Here is a 20,201-nt window from a genome sequence, read left to right on the forward strand (position 1 = left end):
GAATGATACAAATTCAGCATCAATCTTCCATGGTCTCCGACGCGGCCAATTCGCCTGCGATTTTCACCAGTGCCGACAGCAGCGGGTTCTCGTCATCGCGCCGCCAGACCATGAAGAGCTCGACCGGAATGCGCGTGCGGAGTTTGAGCGGCCGCAGGCGGACGTCGGAGATCTTCAGGCTCGCGGCCGCCGCCGGCACGATGGCAAGCCCGAGCCCCGCGCGCACCATGGCGAGGATCGAGTGGATCTGGCTCAAGTGCTGGACATAGCGTGGCAGCACGTCGGCGCGGGTGAAGAGCGCGACCAGCAGGTCGTGGAAATAGCGGCTCTCATAGGGCGAATACATCACGAAGGGCTGGTCGTCGAAGTCCTTGATGGTGACGCTTTCGGCATTCGCCAGCGGGTGCTTCTTCGGGATCGCGGCGAGCAGGGGCTCGGCGACGACGCGGCGGCTCGCAAGCTCCGGCCGCGCGATCGGCGGCCGGAGCAGGCCGGCATCGATCTGGCCCGAAGCCAGCGCCTCGAACTGGTCGCCCGAGACCATCTCCTTCAGCGAGAAGTCGACTTCGGGGAGTTTTGCGCGGCAGGCGGCGACGAGCTCGGGCAGGAAGCCGTAGGCGGCCGCGGCCGTGAAACCGATCTTCACCGAGCCGGTCTTGCCGAGCGCGATGCGGCGGGCGACCTGCGAGGCGCTCTCCGCGAGCTTCAGAATACGCCGCGCTTCAGGCAGGAAGCTGCGTCCGGCCGGCGTCAGGCGCACCGAGCGGCTGGTGCGCTCCAGGAGCGGTGCGTCGATGATGTGCTCGAGCACCTGGATCTGCCGCGACAGCGGCGGCTGGGTCATGTTGAGCCGCGCGGCGGCGCGGCCGAAATGCAATTCCTCCGCCACGGTGACGAAGCAGCGGAGTTGGTTGAGGTCGAACATCGATACTGGCCTTAGATGGATAAGGCGTTTCCCCGGCACTTCTAGCATCGATGACCTCCGAAACAAAGACGGCGGCCGTGAAGCCGCCGTAAGTTGCCTGGTCTGCTCCGCTTTTGCCGGAGCGCTCAGGAGGAACGCTTGAGCACGACCCGCTGGATCTGGCCGACGACCACGAGATAGGCGAACGCTGCGACCAGCGCGTTGACGCCGACGAAGACGAGGGCGCCGTTGAACGAGCCGGTTGCGGCCACGATGTAGCCGATCACGATCGGGGTGGTGATCGAGGAGAGGTTGCCGAAGGTGTTGAACAGGCCGCCGGAAACGCCGCCGGCTTCCTTGGGCGAGGTGTCGGAGACGACCGCCCAGCCGAGTGCGCCGATGCCCTTGCCGAAGAAGGCGAGCGCCATGAAGCCGATCACCAGCGCCTGGCCATCGACATAGTTGCAGCCGATGATCGCCATCGACAGCAGCATGCCGCCGACGATCGGGATCTTGCGCGCCATGGTCAGCGAGCCCGTCTTGCGCAGGATCGCATCCGAGATGATGCCGCCGAGCACGCCGCCGATGAAGCCACACAAGGCCGGCAGCGTCGCGACGAATCCCGCCTGCAGGATCGACAGCCCACGCTCCTTGACGAGGTACACCGGGAACCAGGTCAGGAAGAAATAGGTCAGCGTGTTGATGCAGTACTGGCCGAGATAGACGCCGAGCATCATGCGGTTGGAGAGAAGCTGGCGGATGTGGTCCCATTTCGGGCCCGAGTCCGGTGCGCGCTCGTCTTTCAGATCGTCCTTGGGCGCGTCGAGATCGACCAGCGCGCCGCCTTCCCTGATGTAGTCGAACTCGGCCTCGTTGATGGAAGGGTGCTCCTTCGGGCCGTAGATGGTCTTGATCCAGACCAGGCCCATGACGACGCCGAGCGCGCCCATCACGAAGAACACGTAGCGCCAGCCGTAATCATGGGCGATCCAGCCCATCAGAGGCGCGAAGATCACGGTTGCGAAATACTGCCCGGAATTGAAGAAGGCCGATGCGGTGCCGCGCTCATTGCCCGGGAACCAGGCCGCCACGATGCGGGCGTTGGCAGGGAAGGAGGGCGCCTCCGCGATGCCGACCAGAAAGCGTAGCGCGAACAGCATGGCGACCGCGGTTCCAGCGCCGAGGAAGCCGACCCAGCCCTGCATCAGCGTGAACAGCGACCAGACGATGATGCTGAAGGCATAGACGATGCGCGAGCCGTAGCGATCGAGTAGCCAGCCGCCCGGCACCTGCGCGATCACATAGGACCAGCCGAAGGCCGAGAAGATGTAGCCCATGGCGACGGGATCGAGATGGAGCTCCTTGGAGAGTGCGGGACCTGCGATCGACAGCGTCGCGCGGTCGGCATAATTGACGGTGGTGACCAGGAACAACATGGTCACGATGAACAGCCTGACGCGGGACCTCTTCACGTCCGCTGCGGACACCACTGCGCTCATGCGCGCGCCTCCTCGAATTTGAATGTTTCCTCGAGAGGATTCCTAGAGTGGCGCCCACGAAAGTGCCAAGTTGAAGGGAGTATCGATTGATACCGTTTTTGGATTGATCGAACGGCAGGGCCGCGGAAACGAAGGCGTCGCGGGCGAGAGATCGTAGCCACACGCACTGCTGTCATTCCCGGCGAAAGCTACGCCTCGGCTTATCCGCGTTCGTCACGGCCTCTGGAATACTGGATCGTCCGCCCCAGTGCGCAAGTGCGCACAAAGGCGGACGATGACACCGAGAGTGTGCTTGCAGTGCGCCTACCGCTGCAGGCCTGGCAGCAACGGCGCCAGCAGGCCGCGGGTGAAGCCGGGAGGCACGGCGTCGAGGCCGAGCACGGTGCTTGCGGCAGGCAGGGCCGCGTCCGCCATCGCGGCGTGGCCCTCTGCGGACGGATGCACCGCGCCGCCATAGACGGCGGAGAGCACGCCCCAGGCGGCGTCGTGAATGTCGTTCGGCTGGCTCGCGGCGGGCAGGCCTTGCGGATAGGTCATTGCGGCGAAGTAGCTGTCATTGGCGTCGCGGATCCAGCGGGCGCGCGGCAGGTAGGCGCGATATTCGGAGGCGCCGCGGCCGCACAGCATCGGCTGGCTCGCAGCGGTGACGATGTCAGGGTTAAAGCTCTGGCCGTTCTCGGCAAAACAGGCGCGGTCGAATTCGGGGTCGGAGCCTGAATGCGCGCAGAAGCCATGGTCGGCGAACAAACCTTGGTGCGTATCGACGAAGGTCATGCGATCGGATTCGGGATCGCGGCACAGCGCGCCTTGCGTGCAGGTCGCGAGTCCCTTGAGCTGCGGCAGGAATTCGGTGTCGACATAGGTCGAGACCCGGGCGAGCCGCTGCGGATCGGCGTTGAAGGCCGGATGGATGTCGAAGCCGGCGCGGCCGCCACGGCACGGCACGCCGCCGTCCGCGAGCGCCGGATTGGCGTAGGAGACATAGACGACGTGCGAGAGGTCGCCGTCGACCAGCGGCTTCAGGGCCTCGCGCAGCTTGACGAAATTCCTGGGCAGCTCGCGCGCGAGCGCATCGCGTGAATCGTCGACACCAGCCATCACGCCGGAGCGCGTGAACAGCGCGCGTTCCGTCGCGGTGTCCACGATCACGTCGGCGACGAGGCCGGAGAAATAGACGTCGTTGGCGCCGATCGAGAGCAGCACGAGGTCAAGCCTGCGGTCCGGCTGGCGTTTCCTCGCCGCAGTGAGTGCCTCGCGCAACTCGGCCACTTGCGCATTGACGCTGGTTTGGCAGGTGCCGCTCTTGCCGGGCGGGCATTCGCGCGCACGCTGCGAGCCCAAGAGCCCGTCGCTGATGCTCGCGCCGGTGCAGGCGAGCGGCAGATAGGTCACGGCGATGTGGGGATAGCGGACCGCAAGCGCGAGCGCGGTGCGGCTCTGGTAGCTGTAGAGCGAGCGATGGCAGGCGGCGTTGAACCAGAGTGCGCCGTAGCGCTGCCAGTTGGCGAGCGTGTCCGGCGCCTCGCAGGCTCGCCCGCCCTTGAAGCCGGCGCGGCTCGGCCGGTAGTACTGTCCGCCGGAGGTGCCGAGATAGGAGCGGAAGCAGAAACCGTCGTCGGACAGCGCGATGGGGCGGTCCGGATTACCCTCGCCGGAGGCGATGCTGTCGCCTAAGCCCGCAACGAAGATGTCGCGGACCTGGATCTCGGTCTGGATGCGTTGGGTCGGGTCGGAGCCCGAGGAGACGTCGACGGTCGCCACCGTCTGCTTGCCGTAGCGGACGCGCAGGTTCACCGGCTCGGCGCAGTCGAAGGTCGAGGCCTGCGGCCCGTCGCCGTCGTCGAACGACCAGGCGCAGGTGGCGCCGACCGGCACGGCGCCGGTCAGGCGCACGGTCACCGGGTGGTCGATCGGGGTGATGTAGTTCTCTTTGACGTTGTCGCGGGTGCAGGGCTGGTTGACCCTGCCCTGGAGGTCGATGCAGAGGCGGTTGACCATGTTGCGGGCCCAGCCGCGGCCCTCGCTTTGCATCTCCAGCGACTGCTCGGCGGCGAGGATGCTGCGGTTGCGGGCGTTCTCGACGTGGAGAAGGAAGTCGCGCTCCTCCCGGAACAGGCGGAAGCGGTTGCGCACCTCCCAGGTGATCTGGAGGCTGCCGTCCTGCGCGGCAGCGCGTTCAGGCGGCAAAGCGCCTAACATCCCGGCAAGCAGGGCGCCGGCGAGGAAGGTGCGGAGGTTGGCTCGGATCATAGCCCGCGCTTTCAACGTCAAAGTTGAGGCGGAAATAAGAGAGGCTTCCTCGCCCCGCCTTCGACGTTTGTCTGACCGGTTTAGCTCTTGCCGTCCAGGGTTTTGCCTCCGTCTAGCGCTTGCTGGCCTGCCGCAGCGACCGTTCGCGCTCCATCTGCGTCACCTGCTTGGGCAGGTTGGCCTGCGCGCAGGCCTCAGCCAGCCGCCGGCGCTCCTGCCACGGCTCCACGACGTTCATCCAGAGTTCGCGCGCTCCCATGATGGAAATGGCGAGGCCGAACGGGATCATGAAATAGAGGATGCGGAAGACCAGGAGGGTCGCGAGCAACTGCTCGCGGCCGAATTCGGGGAGCGCTACCAGCATGGCGGCGTCGAATACGCCGATGCTGCCGGGGGCGTGGCTGGCAAAGCCCAGCAGCGTCGCCAGGATGAACACCACCGCGAGCGACATGAAATCGATCGGCGGGGTGGACGGCACCAGGAGGTACATCGCCATGGCGCAGAAGCCGAGATCGACCACGCCAATCAGGATCTGCACGAGCGTCAGCGGCGCCGACGGCAGCACCACCTTCCAGCCCTTCTGACCGAGCTCGCGGCGCTTCTCCCCCATCGACAGCCATACGAGGTAAGCGGTGATCGAGGCGAGGCCGCCAAAGGCGATCAGGCGGTTGATCGCGGAGGGGAGCTGGTCCATCGCGGACGCGGCATCGGGGTGGATCGCCATGCCGATCGACAGCACGAAGATGTTACCGAGCCAGAAGGTGAGTCCGGAGAGGAAGCAGATCTTTGCAACGTCGATCGCATTCAGCCCGTAGTCCGAATAGATCCGGAAGCGGATCGCCCCACCGGTGAAGACGGTCGCGCCGATGTTGTGGCCGATCGAATAGGAGGTGAAGCTGGACAGCGCTGCGATGCGGTAGGGGACGTGCTTCTTGCCGATCGTTCGCAGTGCGAAGAAGTCGTAGAAGGTCAGCGTACAGAAAGCGAAAAAGACGCAGAGCGCCGCAAGGCCGATGTTGCCGCGGGGGATCTCGGTTAACGCGGTCAGGATGACGCCGGTGTCGATGCCCTTGAGGGTGCGCACCAGCGTGGTGATCGCGAAGGCGATGATCATGACGCTCGCGGCAATGCCGAGCCGACGCCAACCGATCCATCTCTTGAAGCCGCGTTTCATCGCGGGCAGCACGTCCTGCATTCATCCTCCCGGCGGGGCACACTTAACCATAAAGCCTACCCAATCGAGCTGGGAGCTGATCGAGTGCGATCGCGCCCGAAGGTTGGCACTGATCGCAAGGCATATCCTAGTTCCTTAAGGCAAAAACAGCGCTTTGTGCAGCCCTTGACAACGGAAGCTTCTGCGCTGGGATAGCCCTTTTTGTCATACGTCCTACACATTGCCGCGCGTTAAGGATTACGAGTCGCGACATTGCCGTATCGTTGCCAGCATTTTGCCAAACCGCAGCGCGGTTCGCCTTGTTCCAGCTCAAGGTTTTCAATCCCTTCGGAACGTCCCTCGTGTGTCTCGGTTAGCGCCGTATCAACAACCGAACACGGCGCGATGGCGGCCTGTACGCACGCAGGCGGGCGCCGCTCTGTTCCCGAAGCGCAAGGATTGGAACGATGGGACTGTTCACCAAGGACATCAAGAGCATGAACGACCTGTTCGTGCATCAATTGCAGGACATCTATTACGCCGAGCAGCAGCTCACCAAGGCGCTGCCGAAAATGGCAAATAAGGCGACCGATCCGCAGTTGAAGCAGGGCTTTTTGACGCACCTCGATGAAACCAAGCAGCATGTGAAGCGGCTGGAAGAGGTGTTCAAGATGCATGGCGTCGAGGTGAAGGCGATCGATTGCCCGGCGATCGACGGCATCATCGAGGAAGCCAATGACACCGCCGGCGAGGTCGCAGACAAGGCGGTGCTGGATGCGGCCCTCATCAATGCCGCGCAGGCCGCCGAGCACTACGAGATCGTCCGCTACGGCAGCCTGATCGCCTGGGCCAAGCAGCTCGGCCGCAATGACTGCGCGGCGGTGCTCGCCAAGACGCTGGAGGAAGAGAAGGCGACCGACAAGAAGCTGACCATGATCGCCGAGACCAAGGTGAACCTGCGCGCGGCGAGCTAGGCCCACGTCGTCGCGACAGCGCCGCAGAAGTCGAGCGCGGCGTTTTCGCGAGATGTCTCCCCGCGAGGGCGAGGGCGGGGGATCCAGTATGCCGCGGCGCCTCAGTATACCGCACCGCCTCTGGAATACCGGATCGCCCGCCCCAGTGCGCAAGCGCGCATAAAGGCGGGCGATGACACCGAGAGGTGGCGAATTCGTTCCTCAAGCGAATAACTCAGCATTCATAATTCGACCTGTATCGAATCATGCTTGGGGCTAGACCTGTATCCTTCGCATGGGGCTGCAATCGGGATGGCAGCATGCGGACCAATATAGCCCATACCAATATCGACTACGCGTCCTCGGGAAACACGCAGCGCTCGCGCCTTGCCACCTCGCTGACACTCGCGGCTATGAGTCTTGGCTATGGCGTGGTGCAGCTCGACGTCACCATCGTCAACACCGCGCTTCATGCCATGGGTACCGCGCTTGGCGGCGGGGTCGCCGAGCTGCAATGGGTGGTGAGCGCCTACACCATCGCCTTTGCCGCCTTCATCCTGACCGCCGGCGCGCTCGGCGATCGCGTCGGCGCCAAGCGCGTCTTCATGGCGGGTTTCGCCCTCTTCACCGCGGCCTCGCTCGCCTGCGCGCTGTCGCCGAATGCCATCGTCCTGATCGGCGCGCGGCTGATCCAGGGATTGGCGGCGGCGATCTTGGTGCCGAATTCGCTAGCCCTGCTCAACCACGCTTATCCGGACGAGAAGCAGCGCGGCCGCGCCGTCGCGGTCTGGGCCGCAGGCGCCAGCCTTGCCTTAACCGCAGGGCCGTTCGTCGGCGGCGGCCTGATCACGCTGGTCGGCTGGCGGGCGATCTTCCTGGTCAACCTGCCGATCGGGCTGGTCGGCCTCTGGCTGACCTGGCGCTACACCGATGAGACCACGCGCTCGCTCGCGCGCGAGATCGATCTGCCCGGCCAGTGCGCGGCAATCGGCGCGTTAGGCGCGCTCGCCGGCGCGATCATCGAAGGCGGCGCGAAGGGCTGGTCGCATCCTGCCGTGATCGCGGCCTTCGTCGCGGCCGCCGTCCTGGCCGTGCTGTTCGTCTGGCGCGAGCAGCGCACGGCGCAGCCGATGCTGCCGCTGTCGCTGTTTGGCAACCGCATGTTCGCGCTGACCTCACTCGTGGGCCTGCTCGTGAACGTCGCGATCTACGGCCTGATCTTCGTGCTCAGCCTCTACTTCCAGGAGGTCAACGGACTGTCGGCCTGGTGGACCGGGCTTGCCTTCGTCCCGATGATGGGCGCGGTGCTGCCGGTGAATCTGCTGGCGCCGCGCATTTCCGAGCGCATCGGAGCCTGCAGGACCATGATCGTGGGCGCGGGCGTCTCGGCGCTGGGCTGCCTCGGCATGCTCGGCATGACTCCCGACACCAGCTATTGGGCGATCGCCGTGCAGATGATCGCGATCAGCGGCGGCCTCGGCCTTTTGGTGCCACCCCTGACCTCGACGCTGCTCGGCAGCGTTGAGAAGGCCCGCTCGGGCATCGCGGCCGGCGTGCTCAATGCGACCCGGCAGACCGGCAGCGTGCTCGGCGTTGCGCTGTTCGGCTCACTGGTTGCGGGGAACTTCATGACCGGCCTGCACGCTTCGCTGATCATTGCGGCAACTGTCCTGCTGCTGGCCGCGACGGCGATATGGCATAGCGCGGCAGCCGATGGTTAACCCTGAGTATGCTGCCTGCGCTCACAGCTTTCGTTCACCATGAGCCGAACCGGCATGTAGCCGGTTACCGACTGTCCATCTCTCGTCTCTTTAATGCAGGTGCCGAAAATGGACCTGCGATATGTACCAAGTTCTTTACTGTCTGACGGATCAGCATGACTGGGGCCTGGTCGCGCTGGGCGGCGCGGTCTGCTTGCTCGCCAGCGCGGCGGCGATCAGCCTGTTTCATCGGGCGCGCGCCACACAGGGCTCTGCGCGTCTGGTCTGGCTTGCGCTCGACGCCATCGTCAGCGGTTGCGGCATCTGGGCAACGCATTTCATCGCGATGCTGGCCTACGGGCCGGGCGCCGGTGCGGCCTACAACATTCCCGTGACGGTCCTGTCGCTGATCTTCGCGATCTCCGTGACCTTCGTGGGCCTGAGCATCGCGGCGTCATCGACGCGCACGCCATGGATACTTCTCGGCGGTGCCATCGTCGGCGGCGGCGTCGCGGCCATGCACTATACTGGCATGGCGGCGCTGGAGATGCCCGCGCACGTCGGCTGGGTGAGCGGCACGGTGACCGCCTCGATTCTGTTCGGAATCGTGTTCGGCGCGGCTGCCATCTATGTCGCGGCGCGGCGCGATGACCTCTCGCATGCTCTGAGCGCCACCGGCTTGCTCACGCTCGCCATCGTCTCGCATCACTTCACGGCGATGGGCGCCGTCGAGCTGACGCCGGATCCGACGCTCGCCACCAGCGGGTTGTCGATTGCGCCGGCGACGCTCTCCTTGCTCACCGCGAGCGCCGCGGCCGCCATCATCGCCATCGCACTCGTCGCCGCGATCCTCGATCGCCGCGCCAAGGGCCAATTGGGGCGCCAGCAGGTCGTGCTCGACACCGCGCTCGAGAACATGTCGCAGGGGCTGTGCATGTTCGACGGGGACGGCAGGATCCTGCTATTCAACGAGCATTATGCCTCGATGATGGGCCGGACCGGCATGACGTTGATCGGGCGTACGCTGCTCGAGGTCCTCGTGGAACAGAGGGCGATGGGCAAGTGGGAGGGCAACCCGGAGGAGTTTTTCGGCCGGCTGGTCGCCGACGCCCGCGAAAGCCGCGGCACCACCATGATCGTCAATCGCTTTGGCCGCTCGATCCGCGTCGTCAACCAGCCGATGCAGGGCGGCGGCTGGGTCGCGACCTTCGAGGATATCACCGAATGGCTGGCGGCGCAGGAGAAGATCTCCCACATGGCGCGCCACGACGCGCTGACCAATCTGCCGAACCGCGTGCTGTTCCACGAGCAGCTCGAGCAGGGCCTGCGCCTCGCCAGGCCCGGCGACCAGCTCGCGGTGCTTTGTCTCGACCTCGATCACTTCAAGGACATCAACGATTCACTCGGGCATCCGATCGGTGACGCGCTGCTCAAGGAGGTCGGCCGCAGGTTAGCTGCCTGCGCCGGCGAGAGAGACACCGTGGCGCGGCTCGGCGGTGACGAGTTCGCCGTGGTCCAGCTCGGTAAGGAGGAGGCGGCGGCGACCGCGCTCGCCGGACGCCTGGTCGAGGTGATTTCCGCGCCCTATGAGATCGCCGACCATCAGATCATCATCGGCGTGTCGATCGGCATCTCGCTGTCGCCACAGGACGGCAGCAATCCGGACGAGCTGTTGAAGAACGCCGACCTCGCGCTGTACCGCGCCAAGGCCGATGGCCGCGGTACCTATCGCTTCTTCGAGACCGGCATGGATGCCCGCGCGCAGGCGCGGCGGCTGCTCGAAATGGATTTGCGGGCGGCGCTAAGCAGGAACGAGTTCGAGGTCCACTACCAGCCGATCCGCGACGTTGCCAGGGACCGCGTCGTGGCCTTCGAGGCACTGAGCCGATGGAATCACCCGCAGCGCGGCCTGATCTCGCCGGCCGCCTTCATTCCGCTCGCGGAAGAGACCGGCCTGATCGTGCAACTCGGCGAGCAGGTGCTGCGCAACGCCTGCGCCGATGCGGCCACCTGGCCCGAGGAAATCTGCGTCGCCGTCAACCTGTCGCCGGTGCAGTTCAAGAACCCGAACCTGGTCGCTTCGGTGACCGAGGCGCTGACCGCCTCGGGGCTTGCTGCCGGGCGCCTCGAGCTCGAGATCACTGAATCCGTGCTGCTCCAGAACAGCGAGGCAACGCTTGCGATCCTGCATGAACTACGCGCGCAGGGCGTGCGGATCTCGCTCGACGATTTCGGCACCGGCTATTCCTCGCTCAGCTACTTGCGCAGCTTCCCTTTCGACAAGATCAAGATCGACCGCTCCTTCGTGTCCGAGCTCTCGACGCGCGAGGATTCCATGGCAATCGTCCGTGCCGTCACCGGCCTCGGGCGCAGCCTCGGGATCGCGACCACGGCGGAGGGCGTCGAGAACGATGCGCAGCTCGAGCTCCTGCGGCGCGAGGGCTGTACCCAGGCGCAAGGCTATCTGTTCAGCGCGCCGCGGCCGGCGTCCGAGGTTGCGATGATGCTGGCGAAGCCCCGCCTGCGTGCCTCAGCCTGAACGTCAGGCCTTGCGGAGCGCGAAATGCGCGCCGCAGAACGCCATCACTGCGCCGAGGCACAGTGCGGCAAGGCCTGCAAGCACGCCGGAGATGGTCGGGATCGGGCTGGGTGCGGAGGCCGCCTGTCCGGCGCCGGCGAGCAAGAGCACGCCGACCGCGATCAGGAACTGCCGCATCCTTTGCGGGATCTGGCCCGAAACGGCGCTCTGCATCAGTGTCGCGGTGAAGTAGCCGCCCGAAAAGCCGACGGTGGCGATCAGCCACCACGCGATCGCCGCACCCGCGGGCATGAACTCATGCGTGTCCGAGCGCCAGAGCCCGCCGAGGTCGAGCCCGTAGCGCGCGCCCAGCATATGCACCGCGAGCGCGAGCAGCACGCCCGAGATCATCGCGCCGCCGAGAATCAGGTGACGGGGAAAAAAGATCGTCTCAGCCATGCCTGGTTTGTAGAATGGGCGAGGGGGGCGTGCAAGCCGATCAGGCCGAGCGCAGAGTTGATAAAGGTCGACGAGATGTCCGAGCTACAGGCCGTCGCGCAAGTCGTGAGCGAGCAAGTCACGAGCTACGCCTACAAGGCGTCGCTGATCGGCTCGGCGCACCGCTTCGAGCTGACGGATGAGGGCCTGTCGTGGCAGATCGCCGGCCGCTCCGGCCTGTGGCGCTATGGCGAGATCTCGGCGATCCGGCTGTCGTACCGACCCGTCTCGATGCAGCAGCACCGGTTTCGCGCCGATCTCCGCCATGCAGATGGCGGCCGCATCGCGATCCTGTCGACGACCTGGCAGACCGCGGCGCTGATGGCGGCGCAGGATCACGGCTTTCGCGATTTCATCGTCGCGCTGCACGCGCACATGGCAAAAGCGGGTAGCCGCGCCAAGCTGACCGCGGGCCTCGGGCGCACCGCCTACACGGCGGCGCTCGCGCTTCTGGCGATGCTGGCGGTGGCGATGGCCGGGCTTCTCATCCGCGCGATCGCGACCGGCGAATGGACGGGCGCGCTGTTCATCGTCGGCTTCGCCGCGCTGTTCACCTGGCAGATCGGCGGCTTCATCCGCCGCAACCAGCCGCGCAGCTACGGCTTTGACCGGTTGCCGGAGGCGCTGCTGCCGTAGCGGCGGCTGCAATCGCCGGTCATCAAACGTGACTTCGCGGAATCGGGCCCATGTCGCATTCTCATCGTCATGGACCGCAGCAGCCGAATGCCGACAGCGGACGAGATCGCCGCAATCAATGCCACGCATCTGATCGAGACGCCGCTTCGGCCAGCCGACCTGCTGTTCCTGTTCGGCACCCGCGAGGACGTCGCGCTGCGCGCCGGCACCGCGGCCCGGCTTTGGCGCGACGGCTATTTCCGCTGGTCGATCGTCAGCGGAGGAGTGACGCCGGGCTCGGAGCAATCCGAGTGCAAGCTCATCAAGGCCGCGATGGTCGAAGCCGGCATTCCGGCGGGCCGCATCCTCGAAGAGCACCGGGCGATGAATACGGGGGAGAACGTCGTCTTCTCGCTGCCGGTCATCGATGCTGCGCTCGGGCTGCAAAATATTCGCAGCGTGATCTGCCTCGGCAACACCTGGACGGCGCGTCGCTATCCCATGACGCTGCATCGGCACTGGCCGGAGGTGACGAAGATGCTTCTGACGGTCGATAGTTTTGCGACGCCGCGCGGGCTCTGGCACACCGATGCCGAGTTGCGCCGCCGCGTCCTGCATGAATGGGACAAGATCGAACCGTACAAGGCGAAGGGGTTCATTGCGGAGTGGCCGGTGACGTGAGAGGCCGGCGCGCTACTCCGTCGAATCAAAGTCCTCTTCCTTCGAGCGCAGCATCGCCGAGAGCGTGCGCAGGCCCGCGTCGAGCTGCTCGAAACTTGGTGCGCCAAGCGCCAGGCGGACAGCGTTGGGGGCATGCCCGTTGGCGATCGCGAACGTTGTGGACGGCGTCAGCGCGATGTCGCGGCGGCCGGCCGCGGCGACCAGCGTCTGCGAGCGCCAATGCGACGGCAGCGACAGCCACAGATGATAGGCCTTCGGATCGGCCTGGATATCGAAGCCGGCGAGGCGCTGCGCCGCCAGGTGCTGGCGTTTGCCCGCATCGATGCGTTTGAGGCGCGACAATTCGGCCGCGGTGCCGTCGGCCATCAGCCGCTGCCCGGCCGCGAAGGCATAGCCGGATGCGGTCCAGCCGCCCGAGCGCACCGAGGCCAGCACGCTTTCACGCAAATGCGGGGGGGCGACGATGAAGCCGAGCGCTAGCCCCGGCGCGACCTTCTTCGACAGGCTGTCGAGCACGAGGCAACGGTCCGGCGCGAGCGCGGCGAGCGGCACCTCGTCGGCGAGGAAGCTGTAGACGGTGTCCTCGATGATTGGCAGGTCGAGCTTCTCGGCGGCGCGCAGCACGTCGTTGCGGCGGCCGAGCGGCATGGTGATGCCGAGCGGGTTCTGCATCGTCGGCTGCAGATAGAGCGCGGCAAGATTCGCCTCGCGATGCGCTTTCTGGATCGCGTCCGGACGCACGCCGTGCTCGTCCATCGCGAGCGGCACCAGCGTGATGCCGAGGCGTGCGGCGATGCCCTTGATGAAGGGATAGGTCAGCGCCTCGACGCCGCAGCGTCCGCCCGCAGGCACGAGTGCGGCAAGCGCGGCGGCAATGCATTGCCGTCCGTTCGAGGTGAAGACGAGATGGTCGGCGTTCGGCGCCCAGCCCTTGCGTGCGAGGTATGATGCGGAAATGCTCCGAGCTGCCTGCGTGCCGGTGCTGGTCGCAGGCCGCAGCGCGACCTCGAGCGCCTCGGGGCGCTCGAGACCGGCGAGGCTCTTTGCGATCATCGCCGATTGCTGCGGCAGCAACGGATAGTTGAACTCGAAGTCGATCCGCGCGCCGCGCGGCTCGGCGGGAGCTGCGACGCCGCGCCGCGCCTCGCCGGAGATGAACGTGCCGCGGCCGACCTCGCCGACGACGAGCCCGCGACGCAGCAGCTCCGTATAAACACGGCTAGCGGTCGAGACCGCAATGCCACGCTCATAGGCGAAATTGCGCTGCGGCGGCAGGCGGTCGCCCGGCTTTAACGTCCCGTTAGTGATGTCGGCGGCAACGGCATCGGCCAGCTTCACGTACTCGAACTTCGACATTATTGCACCGAGAGCAATGTTTCACTTGCACCGAGAATTGTACTGGAGCATTTTGGTTCCATCAAGTCCCGCGATTGAACCCCGGCTGCGCGAGCAATCCGAGGGCAATGAAGGAGCAGGCGCCGACCGGCGTCTGTGCCAGCGGCATCGCTTTCGCCGCACGGGACGATTGCCGGAGAAGAAACATGACCACCATCTCGCAAACTGCCGGGCAGCCTCTGAGCCCACCCTCGTCACGCGGATTCTTCCGCTCCCTCGTCAACGGCGCCGCTGCGCTGCTCGACTTCCTGGAGCGTCGCGCCGCCGTCAAGACGCTGAACGAACTCGACGACCGCGCGTTGCGCGACATCGGGATCACGCGCTCGCAGATCGAGGATGCGGTTTACGGGCAGGTGAAAGCCGAGCTGGCGCGCTACCTGTAACCAACTGCGGGGTCAGGCGACTGCGGCCCGTCCCCATGCTCCGCCAAAAGCTCGATCGTCCTCGGAACGGTCGGGCTTGCGGCGTGGCCTCGTTGAGGCGCCGTGTGCGCGCCGGTGTCGACGGTCGAGACGTCGCATGTGCGTGGCGACCTTGTCGACGAGTGCCGCGATCCGTGCTGACGCCTGCTTGACGACGAACAGGATCGTCGTGACTCGGCTCAGCACGCCAAGCAGGAACAGCACCGAGAAGACGTCGAGATAAGCGAGGAGATCGCCGACCAGCATCAGCTCGGGCGGGATCGGGATCCTGTGGTAGTAGGCCAGAACCAGAATGACGACGGGGATAAAGGCGATCACCTGCCGCACTGTCAGCCTGTCCAGAGCCGCGGCCAATTGCACGACCAGCACCTCCCAGAGCGCATCGCCGATCGCGAGCGGGACTTCGTAACTCCATTTGCGCCACCAGTCCCGCATGCAATTGCTCCGAGGTGTTTATCTGAGCAGAAGCTAGTGCCGGACCACCAGCACCGAGCATTTGGCGTAACGCACGACGTGCCCGGCATTTGAGCCAAGGAAATAGGTCCGCATCGCCGGACGGTGCGAAGTCATGACGATGAGGTCGGCCTTCATGTGCGCCGCTTCCTCCAGGATCTCGTGATAGATACCGCCCTGGCGTACCACGCTGGAGATACGCGGGGCGTCGATGCCGGACTCGCGTGCGACGATGGCGAGTGCTTCCTCGGAGGTCTGGCGCTGCTGCTCGTCGAAATCGGCCGGCACGTATTCGGCCAGCATCACCGGCGTCATCGGCAGCACGTTGAGTAGGCGCACCGTGCCGTTCCAGGTCTGCGACAGCGTGGCAGCCGTCGCGATCGCAGGTTTTGCGAGGTCGGTGTCGGCGAGATCGATGGGCACGAGAATGGACTTGAACATCTGCGCCTCCCTGTCTTTCAACGACCCGGGACGGCGCCCTGTCGCCCCTAAGCCTGCTTCAGCAACTTGGGGCTGACGAACAGCACCAGCTTCCCGCGGCGGTACGCTACGTCACCCCAATCCTTGACGTCAAAGTCGAAGACCGCAAGCCCCGCCGTCGGCAGGTTGTGGGCGAGCGCCTTGCGGCCGGCCTCGTCGCCGCCGCTGCCCATCAGCATCAACGCAACTTCATGCATGCCGGGATTGTGACCGACCAGCATCAGGTTTTTCGGCGAGGCGGGAATGGTTGCGGTGCGAATGGTTTCCAGGAGTTGTGCAGGGTCGGCGCCATAGAGTTCCGGCAGCAATTCGACCTGGGGCTCCGCGACACGGTTTTTCATGCTCTCCCAGGCGACGTCCCAGGTCTGCCTGGCCCGGACGGCCGGTGACACCAGCACGGTATTGGGGAACGGCGGATGATGGGCAATCCAGTCGCCCATATGGGCTGCATCCCGATGGCCGCGGTCGTCGAGGCGGCGGTCCTGGTCACGGCCGCTCGGTGCGTCAGTCTCGGTCTTGGCGTGACGCAGCAGCATCAAACGGCGCATGGCATTCTCGAATCATTTCGGTCTTATTTAATCTACAGGCAATGGTTCAGGACAAGGTGACAAGCGCCTGACCGGTGCCTTAAGAAAACGACATGAGCGAGACTTACACAAGCATGTCCCAGCAAGAAGCCGGCTTTCGCGAGCGGCTGACGTTCGATCTCGACGCCGATATCTGCGTCATCGGCGCGGGGCTCGCCGGGCTCACGGTCGCACTGGAGGCGGCTCGGCTCGGGGCCAGCGTGGCGGTGCTGGAGGGGCGGCATGTCGGCTGGAACGCCTCCGGCAACCAGCTCGGCACCGTGATGCCGGGTTTTGCGCTGCCGCTCGCCGACCTGATCGAGCGCGTTGGTTTCGAGGACGCGCGCGAGCTCTGGGCGCTGTCGAAGGAGGGCGCCGAGTTCGTGCGCGCCAACGCCACCGAAGCGGCGATGCCAGGGATCGGCGTGACCGGCGGCGTGCTCGAGGTCTCCAATGTCGATGCCGGCGACCGGCTGATCAGCCGGCTCCAGATGCTGAACGAGGATTTCGACACCGAGGCCGAGGGCTGGCAGGCTAACCGCGTGCGCGCGGTGCTCAGCACCGACCGCTATTTCCACGGTGTCTATTATCCGAGGGCGTTCCAGGTCGATGGTCGAAAATATGTCCACGGGCTCGCGGCCTTGGCGCGGCGGGCCGGCGCGCGCATCTTCGAGGAAACGCCGGTCGTCAGCATCGATCATTCCGGCATCCGCAAGCGCATCGTGACGCCGTCGGCGCGCCTGCGCGCCACGCATATCGTGCTCGCTGGCAACATCCATCTCGGCGCGCCGCTGAAGCGCCTGTCAGACACGCTGCTGCCGGTCTGGCGCTATGCCGGAATCACCGCACCGCTCGGCGAGCGCCTCTCCGAAATCCTCGCCTTCAAGGGATCGGTGATGGATACCGACGGCATCGATCATTTCCGCGTCGTCGATGGCGACCGCTTGATGTGGGAAAGTCCGGAAACGACATGGGCCGCGAGTCCGCAACGCTTCGCCGGCGCCATCAAGCGCCGGATCCGCACGATCTTTCCTGATCTCGGCGAGGTCGAGATCGCCGAGATGTTTGGCGGGGCAACCGGCCAGACCGTGCACGGCATGCCGCAGATCGGGCAGCTCCGCAAAGGCCTGTGGGTGGCAAGCGGCTTCGGCCGCCAAGGCATGAATACCTCGGCCATGGCCGGTCAGATCATTGTCCGCAGCATCCTCCGGGGCGACGAGCGCTGGCGCCTGTTCTCGCCCTTCGATCTGGTCTGGGCGGGTGGGATCACGGGGCGGGCGGCCGGCCAATTGATCGGGCTCTGGGGCAGGGCGAGCTCGGCCGCGGCCGGCTCGCTCGCCCGTTACCGCGAGCGAGGGCGGGTCAAGGAGCGGGAACGCGAGGCGAAGCTGGCTCGGGCCAACCGGGCCGCCGGCACGGGCCCGCGGCGCCCGCCGCCCGGCGCGGTGCGCCCGGTTCGGCCCTCGCCACGGCCGGAACCGGTGCCGCATGCCGAGGAAGCCGAGCCGCAGGAGCAGGGCGTCTCGCAATAATTTGAGAAAAAACTCCGCCTGACGGTGTAACGTCGCGCGTTCAAGCCCGTATCTCAGCGCGTGGACAGATGAACAGTTCCCTCGCACGGAGAAAGAGATGTTTGACCGCCGCATCCTGTTGACGTTCGTCGCCGGCCTGTTCGGCCTGACGGCGTTCCGCTGGCTGAGAGCGACCCCGGCCAAGGCTGGAGAGAAGGCCGCGGAGAAATTCGAGATCGAGAAGACGGAGGCCGAGTGGCGTGCCCAGCTCACGCCGCAGCAATATGAGATTCTGCGTAACCAGGGCACCGAACGGCCCGGTTCCAGCCCGCTGCTGAAGGAACATCGCAAGGGCGTCTTCGCCTGCGCCGGCTGCGACCTGCCGTTGTTCGCCTCCGACACCAAGTTCGAGAGCGGCACCGGCTGGCCAAGCTTCTACCAGCCGATCGAGGGCAATGTCGGCAAGACCGAGGACCGGACCTTCGGCATGGTTCGCACCGAGGTGCATTGCCGTCGCTGCGGCGGCCATCTCGGCCACGTCTTCGACGATGGCCCAAAGCCGACCGGATTGCGCTACTGCATCGACGGTTTTGGGCTCGTTTTCCACCCCGCGGCAGCGTCCGCGACGTAAGGGTAAGGCCGGCAATTGTTGCCGCCCCGGCAATTGTGCCCCGGTCTCACGGCCGGGGCATGTGTATTTAAGGCATTGATTTTATTCAGATACCCGCATTGGCATAGGCCTTGCGACGTCTCCATTCGATTGCGGCCAAGGGTCGGCCGGCCGCCGAGATCGATTTTGGAGACAAAGTTATGGGTATCTTCGATGCAATGAACACCTCGGTGGGTGGCCTGCAGGCGCAGTCCTACGCGCTTCAGAACATTTCCGGCAACATCGCGAACTCATCCACCACTGGCTACAAGGGCATCGGAACCAGCTTCGAGGATCTCATTCCCGACGCCGAGGTGCCCAGCAAGCAGGTCGCGGGCGGCGTCACCGCGCACGCGCAGGCGACCATCACGACGCAGGGCACGATCTCCTCGTCCAGCGTCGCCACCAACATGGCGATCACCGGCGACGGTTTCTTCTCGGTGCAGAAGGCGAGCGGCGTCGTCGACAACGTGCCGGTGTTCGACGGCGTCAACTACTATACTCGCCGCGGTGACTTCCAGGTCAATGCCAACGGCAATCTCGTCAACGGTGCCGGCTACTACCTGATGGGCGTCGCGGTCGACCCGAAGACCGGCAACGCGCTCGGCAACGTGCCGACGGTGCTGCAATTCCAGAACAACTTCGTCCCGGCGCAGGCAACCACCTCAATCCAATATGCAGCGAACCTGCCAACCCAGCCGAACACCTTGGCGAGCTCGACGGCGACGAGCGGCTCCCTCGTGGCCTATGGTGGCCTCAATCCGTCCGACTTCGTGTCGAGCCCGTTGCCCTATGTCGATGCGACGATCTCCGGCACGGCCGTCAACAACAAGGCTGCTGCTCCCATCACCTCCGCAACGAAGCTGTCGGGCGCCGCGGGTAGCGACTCCTTGACGACGGACTTCGCCGCTGGCGACACTATCGTGGTCGACGGCACCACGATCACCATTACCGCGGCCGGCACTGGCCTGCAGGATTCGACCCACGTCCGCGCGGACGATACCGTCGGTGATCTGCTCTCGGCGATCGGCGGGATCACCGGCGTGGCACCGACGATCAGCGGCGGCGCCATCACGCTTCACACCGGCGCCATGCTGGACCTCACCGTCACGAGCACGCCGTCGGCCGACCTTTCCGCGCTCGGTTTCAGCTCGGTATCGCAGGCCCGCGGCACCGGCAACAGCGTCGTGACTAGCAACGACGTTGCGACCTTCACCAAGGAGTCCATCAGCGGCGGCGCGGTGACCGCGTACAATGCTTCCGGCACGCCGGTGAACCTGCAATTGCGATGGGGCAAGGTCGACAGCGCCTCACTCGGCGCCGGGCACACCGACACTTGGAACCTGTTCTATCAGTCGGACGCCAATGCGACCGGCACGCAGACGGCATGGATCAACACCGGCACCAATTTCACCTTTGCCAGCGACGGCTCGCTCACCTCCCCGAGCGGTTCGGGCATCACCATCCCCAACGTCACCGTCGGCGGCCAGTCGCTGGGCTCGGTCGCCTTCAACATCTCCTCCGGCGGACTGACGCAATATGCCAGCACCAGCGGCGCCGTCACCATCAACACCATCACGCAGAACGGCTACGCCGCCGGCCAGCTCCGCTCAGTCGCCGTCAACAACAACGGCATCGTGGTCGGCACCTTCTCCAACGGCCAGAACCTCGATCTCGCCGCGGTGACGTTGTCGCACTTCAACGGCACCAACTACCTGAAGGCGATGGACGGCGGCGCCTACGCCGTCACCGACCAGTCGGGCCCGGCGATCGATGGCGCTTCCGGCAGCATCAGCGGCTCGTCGCTCGAGGGATCGAACACCGACATCGCCGACGAATTCACCAAGCTGATCGTGACCCAGCAGGCCTATTCGGCCAACACCAAGGTCATCACGACGGCGAACTCGATGGTGCAGGATCTCCTGAACGTGTTGCGCTGATCAGCGCTGACGCA

The 20,201-nt window shown here is 65.5% G+C and carries 18 protein-coding genes; 9 read left to right on the forward strand and 9 right to left on the reverse strand.

Annotated features, from left to right (window positions below):
- Positions 1-19: 19 nt before the first annotated feature.
- From SO180_RS01285 to SO180_RS01300, 4 genes are all read right to left on the reverse strand, one after another.
- The gene (locus SO180_RS01285; RefSeq protein ID WP_449377034.1) at positions 20-925 is read right to left on the reverse strand and encodes a LysR family transcriptional regulator; all 906 of its coding nucleotides are present in this window, start codon (positions 923-925) and stop codon (positions 20-22) included.
- A gap of 125 nt (positions 926-1,050) precedes the next feature.
- Positions 1,051-2,403 (reverse strand): MFS transporter, encoded by a 1,353-nt coding sequence (locus tag SO180_RS01290; protein WP_449377035.1) that lies wholly within the window; start codon positions 2,401-2,403, stop codon positions 1,051-1,053.
- 303 nt (positions 2,404-2,706) lie between these two features.
- A complete protein-coding gene (locus SO180_RS01295; RefSeq protein ID WP_449377036.1) occupies positions 2,707-4,653 on the reverse strand; it encodes an SGNH/GDSL hydrolase family protein in 1,947 nt (648 codons plus the stop codon).
- A 112-nt stretch (positions 4,654-4,765) separates the two neighbouring features.
- Positions 4,766-5,848: a lysylphosphatidylglycerol synthase transmembrane domain-containing protein gene (locus SO180_RS01300; RefSeq protein WP_449377037.1), complete on the reverse strand. Its 1,083-nt coding sequence runs from the start codon at positions 5,846-5,848 to the stop codon at positions 4,766-4,768.
- A gap of 425 nt (positions 5,849-6,273) precedes the next feature.
- Between SO180_RS01300 and SO180_RS01305 the strand changes: the two genes are divergently transcribed.
- The 3 genes from SO180_RS01305 (at position 6,274) to SO180_RS01315 (ending at position 10,998) form a co-directional block, all read left to right on the forward strand.
- Positions 6,274-6,780, forward strand: coding sequence for a YciE/YciF ferroxidase family protein (locus SO180_RS01305; RefSeq protein WP_449377038.1), 507 nt, complete (start codon positions 6,274-6,276; stop codon positions 6,778-6,780).
- Positions 6,781-7,079: 299 nt separating this feature from the next.
- On the forward strand, positions 7,080-8,480 hold the full coding sequence (locus tag SO180_RS01310; protein ID WP_449377039.1) for an MFS transporter: 1,401 nt from the start codon (positions 7,080-7,082) through the stop codon (positions 8,478-8,480).
- Positions 8,481-8,601: 121 nt separating this feature from the next.
- The gene (locus SO180_RS01315; protein ID WP_449377040.1) at positions 8,602-10,998 is read left to right on the forward strand and encodes a putative bifunctional diguanylate cyclase/phosphodiesterase; all 2,397 of its coding nucleotides are present in this window, start codon (positions 8,602-8,604) and stop codon (positions 10,996-10,998) included.
- Positions 10,999-11,001: 3 nt separating this feature from the next.
- Here the strand turns inward: SO180_RS01315 and SO180_RS01320 are convergent, their stop codons facing one another.
- Positions 11,002-11,436: a hypothetical protein gene (locus SO180_RS01320; protein ID WP_449377041.1), complete on the reverse strand. Its 435-nt coding sequence runs from the start codon at positions 11,434-11,436 to the stop codon at positions 11,002-11,004.
- A 75-nt stretch (positions 11,437-11,511) separates the two neighbouring features.
- On the opposite strand from SO180_RS01320, the gene SO180_RS01325 reads away from it, so the two are divergent.
- Complete coding sequence (locus tag SO180_RS01325; RefSeq protein ID WP_449377042.1) at positions 11,512-12,111, forward strand: hypothetical protein; 600 nt, start codon at positions 11,512-11,514, stop codon at positions 12,109-12,111.
- Positions 12,112-12,198: 87 nt separating this feature from the next.
- Complete coding sequence (locus SO180_RS01330; RefSeq protein WP_449377043.1) at positions 12,199-12,771, forward strand: YdcF family protein; 573 nt, start codon at positions 12,199-12,201, stop codon at positions 12,769-12,771.
- 12 nt (positions 12,772-12,783) lie between these two features.
- Here SO180_RS01330 and SO180_RS01335 read toward each other — a convergent pair whose 3' ends face one another.
- Positions 12,784-14,127, reverse strand: coding sequence for an aminotransferase-like domain-containing protein (locus SO180_RS01335; RefSeq protein WP_449377044.1), 1,344 nt, complete (start codon positions 14,125-14,127; stop codon positions 12,784-12,786).
- 185 nt (positions 14,128-14,312) lie between these two features.
- Between SO180_RS01335 and SO180_RS01340 the strand changes: the two genes are divergently transcribed.
- Entirely contained in the window at positions 14,313-14,549 is a 237-nt protein-coding gene (locus SO180_RS01340) for a DUF1127 domain-containing protein (protein ID WP_449377045.1), read from the forward strand.
- A gap of 12 nt (positions 14,550-14,561) precedes the next feature.
- Here SO180_RS01340 and SO180_RS01345 read toward each other — a convergent pair whose 3' ends face one another.
- From SO180_RS01345 to SO180_RS01355, 3 genes are read right to left on the reverse strand one after another with little or no spacing between them, the layout of a single operon-like run.
- The gene (locus SO180_RS01345) at positions 14,562-15,023 is read right to left on the reverse strand and encodes a hypothetical protein (protein ID WP_449377046.1); all 462 of its coding nucleotides are present in this window, start codon (positions 15,021-15,023) and stop codon (positions 14,562-14,564) included.
- A 33-nt stretch (positions 15,024-15,056) separates the two neighbouring features.
- The gene (locus tag SO180_RS01350) at positions 15,057-15,482 is read right to left on the reverse strand and encodes a universal stress protein (RefSeq protein ID WP_027528656.1); all 426 of its coding nucleotides are present in this window, start codon (positions 15,480-15,482) and stop codon (positions 15,057-15,059) included.
- A gap of 47 nt (positions 15,483-15,529) precedes the next feature.
- On the reverse strand, positions 15,530-16,069 hold the full coding sequence (locus SO180_RS01355) for a SixA phosphatase family protein (RefSeq protein ID WP_449377047.1): 540 nt from the start codon (positions 16,067-16,069) through the stop codon (positions 15,530-15,532).
- Between the two features lie 92 nt (positions 16,070-16,161).
- On the opposite strand from SO180_RS01355, the gene SO180_RS01360 reads away from it, so the two are divergent.
- The 3 genes from SO180_RS01360 to SO180_RS01370 all read left to right on the forward strand — a co-directional run bounded on the left by SO180_RS01360 (position 16,162) and on the right by SO180_RS01370 (position 20,187).
- Positions 16,162-17,619, forward strand: a complete 1,458-nt coding sequence (locus SO180_RS01360) for an NAD(P)/FAD-dependent oxidoreductase (RefSeq protein ID WP_449377048.1) — start codon at positions 16,162-16,164, stop codon at positions 17,617-17,619.
- 97 nt (positions 17,620-17,716) lie between these two features.
- Positions 17,717-18,229, forward strand: a complete 513-nt coding sequence (gene msrB / locus SO180_RS01365) for a peptide-methionine (R)-S-oxide reductase MsrB (protein ID WP_449377049.1) — start codon at positions 17,717-17,719, stop codon at positions 18,227-18,229.
- 179 nt (positions 18,230-18,408) lie between these two features.
- On the forward strand, positions 18,409-20,187 hold the full coding sequence (locus SO180_RS01370) for a flagellar hook-basal body complex protein (RefSeq protein ID WP_449377050.1): 1,779 nt from the start codon (positions 18,409-18,411) through the stop codon (positions 20,185-20,187).
- Positions 20,188-20,201 lie beyond the last annotated feature (14 nt).

The organism is Bradyrhizobium sp. UFLA05-112, assembly GCF_053572325.1.

Excerpts from the sequence above, each read along its gene's own strand:
- SO180_RS01355 (WP_449377047.1), bottom strand. The coding sequence starts at position 16,069 with ATGCGCCGTTTGATGCTGCTGCGTCACGCCAAGACCGAGACTGACGCA.
- SO180_RS01350 (WP_027528656.1), bottom strand. The coding sequence starts at position 15,482 with ATGTTCAAGTCCATTCTCGTGCCCATCGATCTCGCCGACACCGACCTC.
- SO180_RS01325 (WP_449377042.1), top strand. The coding sequence starts at position 11,512 with ATGTCCGAGCTACAGGCCGTCGCGCAAGTCGTGAGCGAGCAAGTCACG.
- SO180_RS01310 (WP_449377039.1), top strand. The coding sequence starts at position 7,080 with ATGCGGACCAATATAGCCCATACCAATATCGACTACGCGTCCTCGGGA.
- msrB (WP_449377049.1), top strand. The coding sequence starts at position 17,717 with ATGTTTGACCGCCGCATCCTGTTGACGTTCGTCGCCGGCCTGTTCGGC.
- SO180_RS01330 (WP_449377043.1), top strand. The coding sequence starts at position 12,199 with ATGCCGACAGCGGACGAGATCGCCGCAATCAATGCCACGCATCTGATC.
- SO180_RS01360 (WP_449377048.1), top strand. The coding sequence starts at position 16,162 with ATGAGCGAGACTTACACAAGCATGTCCCAGCAAGAAGCCGGCTTTCGC.
- SO180_RS01340 (WP_449377045.1), top strand. The coding sequence starts at position 14,313 with ATGACCACCATCTCGCAAACTGCCGGGCAGCCTCTGAGCCCACCCTCG.
- SO180_RS01295 (WP_449377036.1), bottom strand. The coding sequence starts at position 4,653 with ATGATCCGAGCCAACCTCCGCACCTTCCTCGCCGGCGCCCTGCTTGCC.
- SO180_RS01290 (WP_449377035.1), bottom strand. The coding sequence starts at position 2,403 with ATGAGCGCAGTGGTGTCCGCAGCGGACGTGAAGAGGTCCCGCGTCAGG.
- SO180_RS01315 (WP_449377040.1), top strand. The coding sequence starts at position 8,602 with ATGTACCAAGTTCTTTACTGTCTGACGGATCAGCATGACTGGGGCCTG.
- SO180_RS01335 (WP_449377044.1), bottom strand. The coding sequence starts at position 14,127 with ATGTCGAAGTTCGAGTACGTGAAGCTGGCCGATGCCGTTGCCGCCGAC.
- SO180_RS01345 (WP_449377046.1), bottom strand. The coding sequence starts at position 15,023 with ATGCGGGACTGGTGGCGCAAATGGAGTTACGAAGTCCCGCTCGCGATC.
- SO180_RS01285 (WP_449377034.1), bottom strand. The coding sequence starts at position 925 with ATGTTCGACCTCAACCAACTCCGCTGCTTCGTCACCGTGGCGGAGGAA.
- SO180_RS01300 (WP_449377037.1), bottom strand. The coding sequence starts at position 5,848 with ATGCAGGACGTGCTGCCCGCGATGAAACGCGGCTTCAAGAGATGGATC.
- SO180_RS01320 (WP_449377041.1), bottom strand. The coding sequence starts at position 11,436 with ATGGCTGAGACGATCTTTTTTCCCCGTCACCTGATTCTCGGCGGCGCG.
- SO180_RS01305 (WP_449377038.1), top strand. The coding sequence starts at position 6,274 with ATGGGACTGTTCACCAAGGACATCAAGAGCATGAACGACCTGTTCGTG.
- SO180_RS01370 (WP_449377050.1), top strand. The coding sequence starts at position 18,409 with ATGGGTATCTTCGATGCAATGAACACCTCGGTGGGTGGCCTGCAGGCG.